This window comes from Xanthomarina sp. GH4-25, from assembly GCF_045363175.1.
GTDB lineage: Bacteria > Bacteroidota > Bacteroidia > Flavobacteriales > Flavobacteriaceae > Xanthomarina.
The window spans coordinates 15,220-32,152 of record NZ_JBJFLO010000002.1 but is presented as its reverse complement, the minus strand read 5'-3'; the positions used below and the strand labels follow the sequence as shown (position 1 = coordinate 32,152).

Sequence of the window (16,933 nt, the reverse complement as noted above, 5' to 3'; positions counted from 1 at the left end):
ATAGTTTAAAATATCTCTTATTTTTGATAAAATTTTAAACAATAAAAATGAAAAAAATTATTCTTTTATTGAGCGCTATAGCTATTGTTGCTTGCAAAGAAGACGTTGCCCCTAAAGATTATGTAACTTTTTCTGGAACTATAACTAACAAAAATAGTGACTCTGTAGTTCTAAGAACTCGCGATTATTCTAAAACAATTAAAGTAAATAGCGATGGAACTTTTAGTGATACCTTAAAAGTTGAAACTGGTGTTTACAGCTTTTTTGATGGAAATGAAAGCACTTCTGTTTTCCTAAAAAATGGTTTTGACATTAACATGACTATCGATGCGAAAGAATTTGATGAAACTGTTAAATACACTGGAACGGGTTCTGAGCACAGTAATTTTTTAGCTGAAGAATCTTTAAAACAAGAATCTTTACTAAATATGGACGAATTGAGCACCATTACTGAAATGGAAGAACTTGATATTGCTCTAGATAATATTAAAACGCAATTAAATGAATTTTATGCATCTCAAACTGGAATCGATTCATCTTTAACTAAAAGTAAAATAAAGGATCTCGAGCCTATGCTTAAATTCTATAGAGGCTATATTGCTGATGGTATTAATTTGAAGAAAGAATTACCAGAAGGTGCTCCTTCGCCTACATTTGTTGATTACGAAAATGTGGATGGAACCACAACTTCTCTTGAAGATTTAAAAGGAAAATACACATACATAGATGTTTGGGCTACATGGTGTGGACCTTGTAAGGCCGAAATTCCTTCGTTAAAAGCTTTGGAAAAAGAATATCATGCTAAAAACATAAATTTTGTAAGTCTTTCAATTGACGACGATAGATCTCATGGAGGTTCTTGGGATAAAGCTCGTGAAGATTGGAAAGCTATGATTGCAGATAAAGAGTTGACTGGTATTCAATTATTTGCTCCTCAAGGGTGGCAATCGCAATTTATTAAGGATTATAAAATTAATGGTATTCCTCGTTTTATTTTAATAGATCCTAATGGAAATGTAGTAACTCCAGATGCTCCAAGACCTTCAAGCGAAAAATTAATAGAATTATTTAATTCTTTAGAAATATAAAAGTATTTTCATTACAAAACTAAAAAGCCACTCAAATCGAATGGCTTTTTTTATATATTTCTTTTCCATAAATTATTCTGATTGTTTAAGCAATTATCATTCTGAATTAATTTCAGAATCACATCTTACTTTTCTAAAATTAAGGGATACTAAAACGAGTTCAGTTTGATGAAAAACACCTTTATAAACTGTCCTTTTTTATTTCTTCTTGCTTCCTTCTTTATTGCTTTTTGCTTCTGCTTCTGGTTGTGGTGGTTCAGGTTGCCAGAATAGATCTAAGTAAGCATCTCCTATGTGTTCAATAACATGACTAGCAATTAAACTTTGATAACCTGTTTTTTCAACGGCAATATCAGCCGATTTCCCGTGTAAATACACTCCAAAAATACTTGCTACTAAGGGATTATATCCTTGTGCTAACAAACCTGTAATAATTCCAGTTAAAACATCTCCTGTTCCTCCTGTAGCTAATCCAGGGTTTCCAGTAGAATTAATATAAAGTTGTTCTTCTAAAACAGTAATTGTGTGTGCTCCCTTAATAACAACAATCACTTGATGTTTTTTAGTAAAAGCCTTTACTTTATTAAGTTTATCAAAATCGTCCTCCCAACTACCAACTAAACGTTCTAGTTCTTTTGGGTGTGGTGTTAATACCGTCCCTTCTGGCAGTAACTTTAACAACTCATTGTTTTCAGAAAGTATATTTATGCCATCTGCATCTAAAACTAAAGGAGATTTATTTTGCTTTAGAAAATTTCCAAAAGCCAAGACTGTTTTTGTATCTGTTCCTAAGCCTACTCCTATTCCAATAGATGAAGGTGTGAATTTATTCTCAATATTTGTAATAACATGTTCATCTGTATCAGTTATTACCATAGCTTCTGGAAAGGAAGACTGGAGCACGGTATAACCACATTTTGGAACATAAGCAGAAATTAAACCTACTCCTGAAGCTAAGGCAGCACGACTTGCTAAAGTAACAGCTCCAATTTTACCATAACTTCCACCAATAATTAATACATGTCCAAAATCACCTTTATTAGAAAACTTACCTCTTGGTTTATAAATAGGAATTACTTCTTGTCTTCCTATTAACTCAGCTTTAGTCGTTGTTTTAATTAAGTACTCTCTATCAATTCCTATATCTAAAACATCCCATTGTTGGGAATATTTTGCTGTATCGGGTAAAAAGAAAACTAATTTTGGCGATTGAAAACTTAGTGTGTGGTTTGCCCATACAACACCATTTTCATCTTTAGGCACTTGATCTGTATGCAAACCTGAAGGAATATCTATAGCAAGAGTAAATGCTTTTGAAGCTTTAAAATGTTGAAACAATTCTTTAACCCAAAGGTCTACTTCTCTATTTAAACCAATACCAAAAACAGCATCAATAACAATATCGTCTTCATCAATTTTAGGGAAGTCGTCTTTACAGTCCAAGAGTGTAGGCCACTCTTTGGTAACATGTTTAATTTTATCATAATTATTTAAAAAATCCTTTGAGCGTTTATCACTACAATTTACAACATAAGTATGCACATTATAACCATGTAACACTAAATGCCTTGCAACAACCAAACCATCTCCTCCATTATTTCCAATTCCACAAAAAACATGAATTGGAACTTGAGCGCCTTGCATTCTAACATCAAGCCAGCTAAAAATTTGTATGCCTGCACGTTCCATTAACTCTGTAGATGAAATGTTTTGTCTTTCGGCTGTTAATTTATCACCTTCGTAAACTTGCTCTTTAGATAATATTTTCATTTAAATTCCATTGATTTATTAAAAGTAAAAATAATACTTTTGATATCATAAACATATTTATTCTGTTTTTCTAATGACAACAATTAAAAATGCCACAATAAAAGAGGCTGAATTACTATCCAAAATTGGATCGCAATCCTTTATAGAATCTCATGGTAGGAGCGCTTCAAAAAAGGATATTTTTAATTATGTATCATCCAAATTCACAAAAGACATCTTCGACTCAGAATTGAAAGATTCGAATAATGTTTATCACATTTTATACTTCAACCAAGAACCTATAGGATATTCCAAAATAATTTATAATTATTCGCAAAATAATATTCTTTTTAAAAATGTTACTAAACTAGAAAGACTCTATGTTTTAGAAGAGTTTCATCATTTAAAATTAGGTTTGGAGCTCTTCAATTTCAATGTGGCATTATCTAAAAATCACCATCAATCTGGGATGTGGCTATACACATGGATAGAAAACCATAAAGCCATTCATTTTTATAAAAAAGCTGGTTTTAATGTAATTGGATGTTACGATTTTAAAATTTCTGAAACCCACAGCAATCCAAACCATCAAATGCTACTGCTATATTAAAAATTCTGTAAAATGGAGCAACTTGAAAAAAAATAACATCATGACAAAAAAAGCTAAAGAATAACAAATTAAATGAGTATCTATTAAAAGATTATATTATGAAAAAATGTTTTATATTTTTTTATAAAAACATTATTTTTAAATACTTAGTTGCTTAACTTAAAATATAAAATTATGATAGAGCATTTAAAAACATTCGAAACAAACACCTTGGCTTTTGAAGTAATTGAAAACTTTTCTGAAACAGACGAAAAATTAGCTCAAAAATTCTTCAAGGAAAAATTAGATAAAGGGTTTAATACCGTAAATGTTTTAGTTAAAATAGATGAATATAAAATGTCTAATACCCAAGCCAAAGCTTTTTTTGAAGACATTATTTTCATTCTAAGGCATTATAAAAATTTAGGTCATTAAGCTATTGTTGCTCATTCCAAAGTATTAAAAGCATTGGTCCCAATAGATAACATCTTTTTTGAAAGAGCAAGCAAAGGCAGGAAAGAACAATATTTTGATGTCTCACAATTAGATGAAGCTTTTAAATTTGTAACAAATAATTAAAACTTAAATAAAAAAAGCGACAGCAAAAAAGGTTAGAATTGACTTCTATTTTTTTATTGACGCTTTAAAATTAATTATAAAAGTTTCTTAATCTAAACTAGGCAATGTAAAGTCGTCTAAAGCACTCTTTTCTTTCATAAGTTTTTCAATCTCATCCGATTTACGTGGTGCTTCAGCAGAAAGATTAATTGGTCCGTTTTCAGTAATTAAAATATCGTCTTCAATTCTAACAGCAATTCCCCACCATTTTTCATCGCAATCACTGCCTTCTGGAATATAAATTCCAGGTTCTACAGTAATTACCATATTTGGCTCGAAAGCCCCATAAAGTCCGGCATCATGAACATCTAATCCTAAATAATGCGATGTACCATGAGGAAAATATTTTCTAGATTCTTTGCTGCTTTTAATTAATCCTAAAGCTATTAATCCCTCATCAATAACTTTCCTACAGGCTGCATCTGTTGCATTAAAAGCATTCCCAACTGTTGCTGCAGCAATACCAGCTTCTTGAGATTTGTACACTAAATCGTAAATAATTTTTTGTTCTTTATTAAACGTTCCATTTGCAGGAATAGTTCTGGTAACATCTGCTGTATAACCATGATATTCGGCTCCCAAATCCATTAAAACCAAATCGTTTTCAACTTTCATTTTATTGTTTTCAATATAGTGCAATACGCAACCATTATTTCCTGCACCTACAATACTTGGATAGCCTTCATACTCACTACCATATTTTTTATAAACATATTCATGAACACCTTGAATTTCGGTTTCTGACATGCCAGGATGCATGGCTTTCATAATTTCACGTTGTCCCATGGCAGAAATTCTAACAGCTTTAGTAAGTAACACCATTTCTTCTTCCGTTTTAATCTGGCGTAATCCACCCATAATTCTAGATAATGTTTCTGTATCTAAATTACTTTTTGGAGTTTCACTTTCAATCTTAATAACTTGTTGTTTTAATTCAATACGTGTGTTATTATCCGTTGTATTAACGTACTCTGTTATAATTTTATCATTCTTTAAATCTGGATAATATTCCAAAGCTCTACCAATATTTTGAGCCACATTGGCACTGTTTTCTACATCAGTAACTTTTATCATCTCATATACACGCTCTTTTATTGGATCTGGAATTGCGTCTTCACTATAATTTATTTGGGTTTTAAAGGTCTCAACTAAGCTGTATAAATCTGCTTGATCTCTTTTTGAATCTCTGTAATCATCTTCAAAATTAATAAACATCACTTTATCAAACGAGACATAATCAATTCCAGAATTACTAAAATCACTTCCATTATAAGCCAAGGCAAATCCTAATTTGTCTTTGGCTCCTTCAGTTCCTAAACGAAACCCATTCCATTGTTCTTTTCTAGGGTCTTTCTCTTGCACATAAAGAATCTCATTATAATTTATTCCTGCATCATTTACTTGTTCATCTGAAAAAATCATCAGAACTCCATTAGGCTCATTATAACCTGTTAAATAATAAAAATTTGGATCTTGATGATAAATATAATCTACATCATTCGCTCTATTTCTTACAGGATTCGAAAATAAAACTGCCACACTGTTTTCTGGCATCTTTTCTCTAAAAGCCTCCCTTCTACTTTTATGAAAATCGGATTTTAAATAATCGATTGGAATACCATCTTGAGCAGAAATGATCATAGAAAATAAAAAAAGACAAAGTGTGGTTAGTTGCAATTTCATATTGGATTGTTTTAGAAGTAACTAAATTAATAGTTTACATCTTGATTTTCTTTAAACATTAAAAAAATTAACAAATATTTAATCGTACTTTAACGAAACTCTTAATGAATAAAACAGATATTTTTCAATACTTTTGTCTATCAAAATTTGAAAAATTCTAAATATGAAAAACACTGCATTAACATCCACACACGAAGCTCTTGGAGCAAAAATGGTTCCTTTTGCTGGTTATAACATGCCAGTTCAATATGAAGGAGTCAATATAGAACATGAGACGGTAAGAAAATCTGTTGGTGTCTTTGATGTATCTCATATGGGAGAATTTTTAATTGAAGGACCTCATGCTTTGGAGCTTATTCAAAAAGTTGCAAGTAATGACGCTTCAAAACTAACTATTGGCAAAGCCCAATACAGTTATTTACCTAATGATGATGGAGGTGTTGTTGATGATTTAATAATTTATCGTATTAAAGAAGAAACCTATCTCTTAGTTGTTAATGCTAGTAATATAGAAAAAGATTGGAACTGGATTTCATCTAAAAATGATGTTGGAGCAGAAATGAAAGATTTAAGTGAGGACTATTCTCTTTTAGCAATCCAAGGACCCAAAGCTGTTGAAGCCATGCAAAGTTTAACAAGTCATGACCTATCAGAAATAAAATTTTATAACTTTATTGTTGGCGATTTTGCTGGAATTGAAAATGTGATTATTTCTGCTACTGGATATACAGGTAGTGGTGGTTTTGAAATTTATTGCAAGAATAACGAAGTAAAACAGGTCTGGGATAAAGTTTTTGAAGCTGGAGCAGATTATGGAATTAAGCCTATTGGTCTTGCTGCAAGAGATACATTGCGTTTAGAAATGGGTTATTGTCTTTATGGAAACGATATTGATGATACTACATCACCATTTGAAGCTGGTTTAGGTTGGGTAACAAAATTCACAAAAGAGTTTACAAACTCTAAAGCCTTAGAAGCTGAAAAAGCACATGGAGTTGAAAACAAATTAGTAGCCTTTAAATTAGACGATCGTGGCATACCAAGACAAGGTTACGACATTGTAGATAGCCAAGGAAAAACCATAGGTCGTGTTACTTCTGGAACCATGTCTCCTTCTTTAGGAATAGGGATTGGTTTAGGGTATGTACCTAAAGTCTTTGCTGATGTTGATAGTAAAATACATATTCAAATTAGAAAAAATGCTATTCCAGCTACAGTTATAAAACTGCCATTTTACAAAGGTTAATACATGATAGATTACCAAGGGATTTTAAATAACATCTACCAAGAAGTTAGTAAGGAAACAGACAAGGGAGAGATAGCAACCTATATTCCAGAATTGGCTAATGTAGATAAGAATGCTTTTGGAATCCATTTACACCTTATTTCTGGAGAAAATTTTTCTGTTGGAGATTCTGAAAAGAAATTTTCTATTCAAAGTATTTCAAAGGTATTGACTTTAGCCTTAGCAATATCAAAAGTTGGCTCAGATATTTGGAGCCGTTTGGACGTGGAACCTTCTGGAAATCCTTTTAATCATTTATCTTTATTAGAATTAGAAAAAGGCATTCCAAGAAATCCACTTATAAATTCGGGAGCTATTGTAATTGCTGACGTTTTAGTGTCATTATTTGAAAACCCAAAAGAAGATTTTTTAGCTTATGTTAGAGATATTACTGGAGATTCCAGTATCAATTACAATTATAAAGTTGCCAATTCTGAAAAGAAAACTGGTTTTAATAATTATGCAGCTGCAAACCTTTTAAAGTCCTTTGATAATTTAAATAATAACGTGGAAGATGTCTTAGATTTTTACTTCCATCAATGTTCTTTAGAAATGACCTGTGCTCAATTAACAAAAGCTTTTTACGTATTTGCAAATAAAGGAAAATGCTTGTTAGAAAAAACAAGACTCACTAAAAGTCAGGCTAAACGCATTAACGCCATTATGCTTACATGTGGTTTTTACGACGAAGCTGGAGAATTTGCTTTCGAAGTTGGGCTTCCTGGAAAAAGTGGTGTTGGAGGTGGTATTGTAGCATTGCTCCCAAATGAGTTTGTTATTTCGGTTTGGGCTCCTGGTTTAAACGAAAGAGGAAATTCGAAACTAGGCATGCAAGCGCTTGAAATATTTACATCAGAAACCAATCAGTCCATATTTTAAAATACAAATCTTCCGTTTTAGGCAAATATGAAAGAAAGAGAAGATAAACATCGCGTACTAATTTTAGGCGCAAGTGGTTTTTTAGGAAATGCTATTTATAAGGAACTCTGCTCCTATTTTAAAACCTTTGGCACTTACAATACTGAAAATAGATTATTTGAAAAGAACAGCCATTTTTTTCAATATAACGTAGAAGAAGATGATGTTTTCGAAATTTTAGAAGCTGTAAAACCAACCATTATTATTTCGGCAATTCGAGGTGAATTTTCTGCTCAAGTAATTGCACATAAACACATTACCGAATATTTAAAATATAACAAGCTCTGCAAACTTATATTTTTATCTTCTGCAAATGTTTTTGATGGTTATAGCAAGTTTCCTAGTTATGAAACAGATAAAACTTTAAGTCACAGTATTTATGGGCATTTTAAAATTAAAATTGAAAACATGCTCATGCGATTACCAAAAAAACAAACAGTCATCATTAGATTGCCAATGGTTTTTGGAGTTCAATCGCCAAGAATTCAAGAAATAAAAATGTTAATCAACGAAAAAGAGCCAATTGAAGTGTTTCCTAACTTAATAATGAACGTTTCAACAGACTCTAAATTAACCCAACAAATTCATTACATTATCAACAGAGATAAAAAAGGTGTTTTTCATTTAGGTAGTAAAGATTTAGTACATCATGATGAATTTATAGAAGAAATTATTAAGACTCTAGACATAGAAAACTACACATTAAAACACGTATATACTACAAACGACGAACGCTATTTGGCCGTTTTATCAAAATACAACCTATTACCAAAACATCTCCAATTTTCAAGTCAAGACATTTTAACTGAATTAGCAGTTTAGTTGATTTTCACATTAAAATTGCTTAAATTTAAGTACACTTAAAAATAAATACCATGAGTAAGTTATCTGAACAAGACATAGAAAAAAAATTATTACGTTTTCCAGATTGGGATTATTATGAAAATGCAATTCATGCCGAATTTGAATTCGATAATTTTAGAGATTGCTTTAGTGCTATGAGTCGCATTGCGTTTGAATGTGAAGCATTAAATCATCATCCAGAATGGACAAACACTTATAACATTTTATCCATTTCTTTATCTACACATGATGCTGGAGGTGTAACAAATAAAGATTTCAAGCTAGCTGAAGCTATTGAAATGATTGTTGAAGTACAAGAGTAATTCTAATATTAAATGAACAGACACCATGTTCAATTATAGTTTTCAGAAATATTTTTTAAGATTTGATAATTTTCTTCATACTATCAGTCTCAATTATCTTATTTTTTTACATTTGTGTTCATAAAAAATCATTAATATAGATTTCCACTTTTGTGGGAACTTAAAATATACATTTTTAGATGGGAAGAGCTTTTGAATTTCGTAAAGCACGTAAAATGAAACGTTGGTCTGCTATGAGTAAAGCCTTTACACGTATTGGTAAAGACATTGTTATGGCAGTTAAGGAAGGTGGTCCAGACCCTGCTAGTAACTCGAGATTACGAGCAGTAATACAGAATGCCAAAGCCGTAAACATGCCAAAGGATAATGTAGAACGTGCTATTAAAAAAGCTAGCGATAAAAGCCAGGGCGATTTTAAAGAAGTAATTTTTGAAGGTTATGCACCACATGGTATTGCTGTTTTAGTAGAAACTGCAACAGATAATAACACGAGAACAGTAGCTAACGTTCGTAGTTATTTTAACAAATGTGATGGCAGCCTAGGTACATCTGGTTCTGTGGTTTTTATGTTCGATCATACCTGTAATTTTAGAATTCCAAACGAAGGTTTAGATCCTGAAGAATTAGAATTAGAGTTCATAGATTTTGGAGCTGAAGAAGTGTTTTTAGATGACGATGGTATTTTAATCTATGCGCCATTTGAAAGTTTTGGAGCTATTCAAGCAGAATTAGAATCTCGTGATATTGAAATACTTTCATCTGGTTTTGAACGTATTCCACAAGTAACTAAAAAATTAAACCTTGAAGATGCTGCTGATGTAGAAAAACTTCTTGAAAAATTAGAAGAAGATGACGATGTACAGAATGTCTATCACACAATGGAAGAAAGTTCTGAAGATTAATTTTATTTTAATATAAATTCATAAATATTTCTAAAAAACCCAAACAAATTGTTTGGGTTTTTTCATCTTTATAGGTAACAAATCAAGAAGTCAATCGTTTTAAAAATAAAAACTTATGTATAAAAAACCTTTAACCATCCTATTGTCAATTAGCTATATTTTTTTAGGATTTGCTCAACAAGTATCTGGTAAAGTACTAACAAAAACGAATGAGCCTATTCCTTATGCAACTATTCAAATTGGTGAGAATTATGGTGTAATTACAAATGAAGAGGGCAACTTTTCAATTACTACAGAGGGTTTTAAACCAACAGATTCTGTATATATATCATGTTTAGGTTTTGAAAAATCGGGACTTGAATTAAAAGAATTTACTTCTAGAGAATATAAGCTTGCTGAGCAGGTAAACGAATTGTATGAAGTCTATTTAACCAACAAACCTTTGACCATAGATTCTATAATGTATTATGTAAATAGAAACCTAAAAAGAAACTATAAAAACAATCTAATTGAATATAATATTTTTAGTAGAAGAACAGAATACATTCTTGGTAAAGATGCCGATTTTGAAATCGATAAGTCATCAGGTTTTAAGAAAAAACAATTAGAAGCATTTAATAAAGATTTTGACGAATTAGAAAGATCCTTAATAACGAATAAATCGAAACAATATACAGAGCTTGTTGGCCAATTAAAAATTAAAAACAAAGACGAGTCTAAACTAAACGTTGAAAAAGCCATTCGTTTATTGGATGAACGCAACGACCAATCTGTTGAAAAACTAGCAGAAAAAGGAAAGGCTATTGTCTTAAAGCATTTAGATGAAGATAAAATTTATACAGTTAAATCTGGTTTATTTAAAGTGTCTGATTCTGTTTCTTTAAACGAGGATAATGATAAAGCTGAGGACACTATAAATTCTCTAAAATTTGTTCGAAAAATGATCCACAACATGGTTGAAAGCCATGGATTTTCATCAGAAACCATTTTAAATTTTATAACAGATACAAGAAAATACAAATACGAAATAAAGGATATTACCTTTATAGGTCCCGAAATGGTATATGTTATTGCTTATGCTCCTAGAAGAAGTTCTGCAGATTTTGAAGGTGTATTCTACGTCTCTCATGAAACCTTTGCCATTCTAAAAGCAGATTATAAATTTGCTAAAGGACGTATTGGTGAAAAACTAAATTTGAAACTTTTATTAGGCATCAAATACATTGAACAAAACAAAAAAGGCTTTGTAATATACAAAAAACATGATGATGGCTTTTATTATCCGAATTATATGACAGATCAATTAGATAGATATTTTTATGTAGACAGACCTATTAAATTTAAAGACAATGACAGTCGCGAAAAAGTATCTTTCAATTTTAAAGTTGAAGGTGTATTTAAGGAAAAAAATGAAATTTTAATCATGGGACAAAAAGATATACTGCCTTCAGAATATAATGCAACTAAAGAAAAACAAAAAATAGAATATGAAACGCTTAAAGCTTTCGATCCAAATTATTGGCAAGATTATAATGTACTAGAGCCATTAAAAGAAATGAAAGAATTTAAAGTGATAGACTAGAAATAATACAACTCAAAAAAGCAAAAGCTACTTAAAAATAAGTAGCTTTTTTTAGTAGTAAATGTTTCTTTTTAGGGACAAAAGTTTACTTTATGTTTCATCTACTAAACGTAATTAATAGACTCAAAATATATGCCAAATTTATAGTTCTAAGAATATTCAGGAAATTTACCAACAACTCCTTTATAAAATTGTTTCATAAATTTGAAATCTGCTTCCATATTGTCTGTTAAATAAAATGGTTCAGATATTCTATTTTGTTTGTTTTCAAAATCTAATGTAAACATGATAATTGGAACATTTGCAGCTTTAGCAATATAATAAAAACCTGTTCGCCACTCAGTTACTTTTTTTCGTGTACCTTCAGGAGCTAAGGTCAATCTAAACTCTTCATCTTCATCAAATAATTTAGCAATGGCTTCCACTTTATTTTGACCAGAAGTTCTATCTATTGGTCTACCACCAATGGCTCTAAAATAATATTTAAATGGCCAAACAAAAAGTTCTTTTTTACCAACGAAATTCGATTTTATTCCAATTACTGTTCTAAGTAACAACCCAATATAGAAATCGTGCCAACTGGTATGTGGCAAAGCTATCACTACAGCTTTTTTAACTGTATCCTTAGACATTGTGGTATTACCAACTAATTTCCAACCTAATAGTTTAAAGTATATAAATTTTGCAAGTTTTTGCATATTACATTTTCTGGTAAAGGTCTTTTAATTTTTCGCGAGTCATAGATTTTTGCCAATGTTTACCTAATGCATTTTCCCAAAGAGGTTCTAAACTTAAAGCAACATCAATCATAATGTCAAATTCTTTATCAGATAAATTTGCACAAATACCTTGTGGAATGTTAATATTATGTTTCTCACGCATGGCTTTATACATTGCCACACCTTCTGGATAATACTCTTCCAGATGTTCAAATACGATACAGTTTCCTACACCATGTTTAACACCTAATAAATATCCTAACCCATAACTCATAGCATGTGCGACTCCAACTTGAGAATAAGCTATACTCATGCCACCATGCCAGGAAGCCATCATTAACTTATCATCAGATTCTTCTTTAGAAAGCGTTTCTCCTAAAAAAATCTCTTTGCATAATTCTAAGGCTTTTTCGCCATAACTTTGACTAAATGAATTAAGATAAGTACCATTTAAAGATTCTATACAATGTACATAACAGTCCATGCCTGTATAAAACCATTGGTCTTTAGGAACATCTTTGGTTAATTCTGGGTCTAAAACAACTTGATCGAAAGGTGTAAAATCACTATTAATACCTAATTTTCTTTCGGGACCAGTTAGAATTGTAGTCCGCGATACTTCTGCTCCAGTTCCAGATATGGTTGGCACTCCAACATGATAAATGGCTGGTTTTTTAACTAAATCCCACCCTTGATAATCTTTAGATTCACCATCGTTAGTAAGCATAATTGAAATGGCCTTGGCTAAATCCATAATGGTTCCTCCTCCTATTCCAATAATTCCTGAAGGCAGTTCTTTATAACTAAGAATTATTTCTTCAACAAGTTCGTCTACTTGAGAAGTTTTTGGTTCTTCGTTTGCAGAAATGTAATAAATCTTATCATCGTAAGATAAAGGGATTCTAGAGGTTAGCCAAGGATTCCCTTTAAATACGTCGTCAACGATATAAATAAATGGTGCTTTAGTGCTTAATCTATTTGGGGAAATAATATCTCCTAATTGATTAAAACAGCCACGTCCAAAAACGACCTTGGACACCATTGGAAAATTTTTAAAACTCATGTATTTATTGTAACTAAAATTTCATAATTCATTTAATAATGGTAGAATATCTAATAAGTTATTTACCGTTTTATACGTTTTGCCATTGGTTTCGCTTTCCTCTACTTGTTCGTGAGTCCAAGTAGTATGAAAAGGAACATGTATAGCATGTGCTTTAATGTTTACTAAAGGTAATATATCTGATTTTAACGAGTTTCCAATCATTAAAAACTCTGAGGGTTTAATATCTAACCGATTTAATAGTTTAGAATAATTAGCCTCTTGTTTATCGCTTAATACCTCAATATGATGAAAGTAATCTATAAGACCAGATTTTTCTAGTTTACGTTCTTGGTCTAATAAATCGCCTTTGGTTGCTAAAATTAATCTGTAATTTTCTGAAAGTATTTTTAAAACAGTTTCAACACCTTCAAGTAATTCAACAGGTTTATTAATCATGTCTTTTCCTATATCTAATATAGTTTGAATAGTTTTATTAGACACATTATTATTGGATAATTCCAATGCCATTTCGACCATGGATAAAATAAAACCCTTAACACCATAACCATATAATGGCAGGTTTTTCATCTCCATTTTAAAGAGCTCTTGATCTATTTTATTTACAGTTTCATATTTAGATAATAGGTTAGCAAAAGCATCTTCGGCATCTCGAAAATAAGTTTCGTTAACCCAAAGGGTATCATCTGCATCAAAGCCTATTACTTTAATATGTTTGTATTCTTTATTCAATATCTATTTCCAAAGTTTTTTTGCACGATCTAAATCTTCTGGTGTATCTATTTCAACACCTTGAACGTGAGTTTCAACCATTTTTATTTTTTTACTATATTCTAAATAACGAATACATTCAATTTTTTCTGAAGCTTCTAAAGAAAGCATTGGTAATCTATAAAAATCTAATAAGGCCTCTTTTCTAAATGCATAAACACCTTTGTGCTTATAGTATTTAACATCGACCGATTCGTCTCTAGGAAACGGAATTGGGCTTCTAGAAAAATACAAGGCAAAACTATTTTTGTCTGTAATAACTTTAACTGTATTTGGGTTTTTAATTTCTTCCCAATCTGTAATATGAACCATTAAAGAGGCTAAATCTATGCCTTTATCAACATCGTTTTTAAAAACTTCAATGAGTTTTTTTAATGAAGACACTTCAGTAAAAGGTTCATCTCCTTGAACGTTTACCACGATATCTATGTCCATAAATTCAACAGCTTCTGCAATTCTATCGCTTCCACAGTCATGATCTTTTTTACTCATGATGGCTTTTCCACCATGATTCACAATTTCATCGAAAATAATCTGACTGTCTGTAACTACAAAAACATCATCAAACAACTTGGTATTAACAGTTGCTTCATACGTTCTTCTTATTACCGATTTCCCTTCCAAGTCTTGCATAAGTTTTCCTGGAAATCGTGATGCACTATATCGTGCTGGAATCATGGAAATTATTTTCATCTATTGTTTTTCCTTTATGAATTCAAAAATAGGATTTTTAAAAGATATTTTAAGGTTTCAAGGGCTTAAACTTTCGGTAAATCTTAAAAATGATAAAACCAATAATAAAAACCAAAACAATAGCTAAAATTGGCAAAAATATTGAAATAATGGCTAACAATATTGAGGTTCCTGTTTCTAGGGTTGAAACTATGGGGTTTGCAAATCCTGCAGTTGTAGATGTTGAAGCTAACCTAGTTGCAGAGGTGGTACCTGCAATTACAGCTGCAGTTCCTCCTCCGGCAATAATAGCCAAAGCCCATGTAAAAACAGGGCTTAAATCTATAGCTGTAGAAACCATGATAGCTGTTCCTGCAATGGCTGCCAAAGGAACTGCAATAGTATCTAGCAAATTATCTATAAAAGGCACATAGTAGGCTAAAATCTCGACAATGGTGGCAACACCTAAAACGATTACTGCTGGTAAACTTCCAATCCAGAGCCATGATTCATTTAGTTCCCATACCTGAAAATGTGCTGCCAGGCTTAAAACAAATAATGGTACAAAGACACGAAATCCTACCGAAGCTGCTAATCCGACACCTAAAAAAATACTTAATATAGATTCTATTGACATGATTATTAATTTCTAAAATTATTCTTCAAAAAAGTCATCTTTAAAACCGATAAGGTACAATTTGTCTTTGGCTCGAGTTACAGCTGTATAAAGCCATCTAAGATAATCTTTTGTAATTCCATCAGGCAAATAAGGCTGTTCTACAAAAACGGTGTTCCATTGACCCCCTTGAGATTTATGACAGGTAATTGCATAAGAGAATTTGACTTGTAGCGCATTAAAATATTTATTGTTTTTAACACTTAAAAACTTTTTATAATTGCTGGTTTCATTTTCATAGTCTTTCATCACTTCTTGATATAACCTGTTCGAATCCTCATAGGTAAGCGAAGGAGTTTCAGCAGAAATAGTGTCTAACAACAAAACGGTTTCAAAAGGTTGCATTTTTGGATAATCGACCATTCTTAATTTAACTTCAGCAAAACGAAACCCATAAAGATTAATAATATTAAAGATTTCTAAAACTTCAATAATATCTCCATTGGCAATAAATCCTGCTTCTGTTGTTGGTTTTATCCAAAAGTAATTATTCTTAACAACCATTAAGTAATCTCCAGCAGTTAGCTCATTTTCATTAAAAAGAATTCTATTTCTAATTTGCTCGTTATACATATTTGCACGTTTATTGCTTCTAACAATAATGGCTGTTTCCTCGTTCCCTAATTGACTATAAGAATCATTAATGGCATCCATAATTTCCTGACCATCTATGAGTCTAACAATATCTTCAAAGCCTTTTAAATGAAACTTAAACGTATCGAAAAAAGCATTGGATAAAGATTCTCTTAAATTAGTAGCATTTACAAGGATTCCAGAATCTTGTTCTTGTCTTACAACTTCATCTAGTTCCATTTTAATGACTTCTTTGTTGTAATTTAAACCAAGTGTGTTGGCATCTAAAGCTGGGCTTAAATCTAACTTTACTGGTGGTAATTGAGCTGTATCTCCAATTAATAATAATTTACATTTATGTCCAGAATAAACATATTGCATTAGATCATCAAGAAGGGAACCGTTTTCTAATAATTTGGATTCACTTGGAGTATCTGGAATCATCGAAGCTTCATCTACAATAAAAATGGTGTTTTTATGTTTGTTTGGTTGTAATACAAATTTAACGCTGCCACTTTTTTCTTTTTTTGGAAAATATATTTTTTTATGAATGGTAAAAGCTTCTTTTCCTGAATAATTTGCTATCACTTTTGCAGCTCTTCCTGTTGGTGCCATTAAAACGGCACTCTTTTTTGCTTTCCATAGATTGGAAACAATAGTACCAACTATGGTTGTTTTTCCTGTTCCTGCATAGCCTTTTAACAAATACAAATCATTTGGACTATTACTAAAAATAAAATCAGATAATTGTAATAAAACAATATCTTGCTTAGTCGTTGGATGAAATGGAAATTGCTGTTTTATAAGAGAATAAAATTCCGAAGAAGTCATGAAAGGTGTTAAATTTTAATATTTCATCAAAGATACTAATGATTTTTA

At 31.1% G+C, this 16,933-nt stretch carries 17 protein-coding genes; 9 read left to right on the top strand and 8 right to left on the bottom strand.

Going from position 1 to position 16,933, the window contains the following annotated elements; genetic code table 11:
- The first annotated feature begins 47 nt into the window (after nt 1-47).
- The gene (locus tag ACI5KZ_RS02770; RefSeq protein ID WP_406846830.1) at nt 48-1,088 is read left to right on the top strand and encodes a redoxin family protein; all 1,041 of its coding nucleotides are present in this window, start codon (nt 48-50) and stop codon (nt 1,086-1,088) included.
- A gap of 198 nt (nt 1,089-1,286) precedes the next feature.
- On the opposite strand, the gene ACI5KZ_RS02765 is transcribed toward ACI5KZ_RS02770, so the two are convergent.
- The gene (locus tag ACI5KZ_RS02765; RefSeq protein ID WP_406846829.1) at nt 1,287-2,858 is read right to left on the bottom strand and encodes an NAD(P)H-hydrate dehydratase; all 1,572 of its coding nucleotides are present in this window, start codon (nt 2,856-2,858) and stop codon (nt 1,287-1,289) included.
- Nucleotides 2,859-2,931: 73 nt separating this feature from the next.
- Between ACI5KZ_RS02765 and ACI5KZ_RS02760 the strand changes: the two genes are divergently transcribed.
- Nucleotides 2,932-3,447: a GNAT family N-acetyltransferase gene (locus tag ACI5KZ_RS02760; RefSeq protein ID WP_109309886.1), complete on the top strand. Its 516-nt coding sequence runs from the start codon at nt 2,932-2,934 to the stop codon at nt 3,445-3,447.
- Nucleotides 3,448-3,621: 174 nt separating this feature from the next.
- Nucleotides 3,622-3,861, top strand: a complete 240-nt coding sequence (locus ACI5KZ_RS02755) for a hypothetical protein (protein WP_406846828.1) — start codon at nt 3,622-3,624, stop codon at nt 3,859-3,861.
- Between the two features lie 231 nt (nt 3,862-4,092).
- On the opposite strand, the gene ACI5KZ_RS02750 is transcribed toward ACI5KZ_RS02755, so the two are convergent.
- On the bottom strand, nt 4,093-5,727 hold the full coding sequence (locus ACI5KZ_RS02750; protein WP_406846827.1) for an aminopeptidase P N-terminal domain-containing protein: 1,635 nt from the start codon (nt 5,725-5,727) through the stop codon (nt 4,093-4,095).
- Nucleotides 5,728-5,890: 163 nt separating this feature from the next.
- Here ACI5KZ_RS02750 and gcvT point away from each other — a divergent pair, with 163 nt between their 5' ends.
- The 6 genes from gcvT (at nt 5,891) to ACI5KZ_RS02720 (ending at nt 11,580) form a co-directional block, all read left to right on the top strand.
- The gene (gene gcvT / locus ACI5KZ_RS02745; RefSeq protein WP_109309883.1) at nt 5,891-6,973 is read left to right on the top strand and encodes a glycine cleavage system aminomethyltransferase GcvT; all 1,083 of its coding nucleotides are present in this window, start codon (nt 5,891-5,893) and stop codon (nt 6,971-6,973) included.
- 3 nt (nt 6,974-6,976) lie between these two features.
- A complete protein-coding gene (locus ACI5KZ_RS02740; protein WP_109309882.1) occupies nt 6,977-7,891 on the top strand; it encodes a glutaminase in 915 nt (304 codons plus the stop codon).
- Between the two features lie 27 nt (nt 7,892-7,918).
- The gene (locus tag ACI5KZ_RS02735) at nt 7,919-8,752 is read left to right on the top strand and encodes a sugar nucleotide-binding protein (protein ID WP_109309881.1); all 834 of its coding nucleotides are present in this window, start codon (nt 7,919-7,921) and stop codon (nt 8,750-8,752) included.
- A 53-nt stretch (nt 8,753-8,805) separates the two neighbouring features.
- Complete coding sequence (locus ACI5KZ_RS02730; RefSeq protein WP_109309880.1) at nt 8,806-9,096, top strand: 4a-hydroxytetrahydrobiopterin dehydratase; 291 nt, start codon at nt 8,806-8,808, stop codon at nt 9,094-9,096.
- Between the two features lie 179 nt (nt 9,097-9,275).
- On the top strand, nt 9,276-9,998 hold the full coding sequence (locus ACI5KZ_RS02725) for a YebC/PmpR family DNA-binding transcriptional regulator (protein ID WP_109309879.1): 723 nt from the start codon (nt 9,276-9,278) through the stop codon (nt 9,996-9,998).
- A 115-nt stretch (nt 9,999-10,113) separates the two neighbouring features.
- A complete protein-coding gene (locus ACI5KZ_RS02720; protein WP_406846826.1) occupies nt 10,114-11,580 on the top strand; it encodes a carboxypeptidase-like regulatory domain-containing protein in 1,467 nt (488 codons plus the stop codon).
- A 149-nt stretch (nt 11,581-11,729) separates the two neighbouring features.
- Here the strand turns inward: ACI5KZ_RS02720 and ACI5KZ_RS02715 are convergent, their stop codons facing one another.
- From ACI5KZ_RS02715 to ACI5KZ_RS02690, 6 genes are read right to left on the bottom strand one after another with little or no spacing between them, the layout of a single operon-like run.
- Entirely contained in the window at nt 11,730-12,278 is a 549-nt protein-coding gene (locus tag ACI5KZ_RS02715) for a 1-acyl-sn-glycerol-3-phosphate acyltransferase (RefSeq protein WP_109309877.1), read from the bottom strand.
- Nucleotide 12,279: 1 nt separating this feature from the next.
- On the bottom strand, nt 12,280-13,362 hold the full coding sequence (locus tag ACI5KZ_RS02710) for an iron-containing alcohol dehydrogenase family protein (RefSeq protein WP_406846825.1): 1,083 nt from the start codon (nt 13,360-13,362) through the stop codon (nt 12,280-12,282).
- A gap of 21 nt (nt 13,363-13,383) precedes the next feature.
- On the bottom strand, nt 13,384-14,094 hold the full coding sequence (locus ACI5KZ_RS02705) for an HAD family hydrolase (protein WP_109309876.1): 711 nt from the start codon (nt 14,092-14,094) through the stop codon (nt 13,384-13,386).
- Between the two features lie 3 nt (nt 14,095-14,097).
- On the bottom strand, nt 14,098-14,826 hold the full coding sequence (kdsB, locus tag ACI5KZ_RS02700; RefSeq protein WP_109309875.1) for a 3-deoxy-manno-octulosonate cytidylyltransferase: 729 nt from the start codon (nt 14,824-14,826) through the stop codon (nt 14,098-14,100).
- A gap of 49 nt (nt 14,827-14,875) precedes the next feature.
- Nucleotides 14,876-15,442, bottom strand: a complete 567-nt coding sequence (locus tag ACI5KZ_RS02695) for a DUF4126 domain-containing protein (protein ID WP_406846824.1) — start codon at nt 15,440-15,442, stop codon at nt 14,876-14,878.
- 18 nt (nt 15,443-15,460) lie between these two features.
- Nucleotides 15,461-16,885 (bottom strand): ATP-dependent RecD-like DNA helicase, encoded by a 1,425-nt coding sequence (locus ACI5KZ_RS02690; protein WP_406846823.1) that lies wholly within the window; start codon nt 16,883-16,885, stop codon nt 15,461-15,463.
- Nucleotides 16,886-16,933 lie beyond the last annotated feature (48 nt).

Excerpts from the sequence above, each read along its gene's own strand:
- ACI5KZ_RS02725 (WP_109309879.1), top strand. The coding sequence starts at position 9,276 with ATGGGAAGAGCTTTTGAATTTCGTAAAGCACGTAAAATGAAACGTTGG.
- ACI5KZ_RS02755 (WP_406846828.1), top strand. The coding sequence starts at position 3,622 with ATGATAGAGCATTTAAAAACATTCGAAACAAACACCTTGGCTTTTGAA.
- ACI5KZ_RS02770 (WP_406846830.1), top strand. The coding sequence starts at position 48 with ATGAAAAAAATTATTCTTTTATTGAGCGCTATAGCTATTGTTGCTTGC.
- ACI5KZ_RS02730 (WP_109309880.1), top strand. The coding sequence starts at position 8,806 with ATGAGTAAGTTATCTGAACAAGACATAGAAAAAAAATTATTACGTTTT.
- gcvT (WP_109309883.1), top strand. The coding sequence starts at position 5,891 with ATGAAAAACACTGCATTAACATCCACACACGAAGCTCTTGGAGCAAAA.
- ACI5KZ_RS02690 (WP_406846823.1), bottom strand. The coding sequence starts at position 16,885 with ATGACTTCTTCGGAATTTTATTCTCTTATAAAACAGCAATTTCCATTT.
- ACI5KZ_RS02735 (WP_109309881.1), top strand. The coding sequence starts at position 7,919 with ATGAAAGAAAGAGAAGATAAACATCGCGTACTAATTTTAGGCGCAAGT.
- ACI5KZ_RS02740 (WP_109309882.1), top strand. The coding sequence starts at position 6,977 with ATGATAGATTACCAAGGGATTTTAAATAACATCTACCAAGAAGTTAGT.
- kdsB (WP_109309875.1), bottom strand. The coding sequence starts at position 14,826 with ATGAAAATAATTTCCATGATTCCAGCACGATATAGTGCATCACGATTT.
- ACI5KZ_RS02765 (WP_406846829.1), bottom strand. The coding sequence starts at position 2,858 with ATGAAAATATTATCTAAAGAGCAAGTTTACGAAGGTGATAAATTAACA.
- ACI5KZ_RS02720 (WP_406846826.1), top strand. The coding sequence starts at position 10,114 with ATGTATAAAAAACCTTTAACCATCCTATTGTCAATTAGCTATATTTTT.
- ACI5KZ_RS02710 (WP_406846825.1), bottom strand. The coding sequence starts at position 13,362 with ATGAGTTTTAAAAATTTTCCAATGGTGTCCAAGGTCGTTTTTGGACGT.
- ACI5KZ_RS02695 (WP_406846824.1), bottom strand. The coding sequence starts at position 15,442 with ATGTCAATAGAATCTATATTAAGTATTTTTTTAGGTGTCGGATTAGCA.
- ACI5KZ_RS02750 (WP_406846827.1), bottom strand. The coding sequence starts at position 5,727 with ATGAAATTGCAACTAACCACACTTTGTCTTTTTTTATTTTCTATGATC.
- ACI5KZ_RS02715 (WP_109309877.1), bottom strand. The coding sequence starts at position 12,278 with ATGCAAAAACTTGCAAAATTTATATACTTTAAACTATTAGGTTGGAAA.
- ACI5KZ_RS02760 (WP_109309886.1), top strand. The coding sequence starts at position 2,932 with ATGACAACAATTAAAAATGCCACAATAAAAGAGGCTGAATTACTATCC.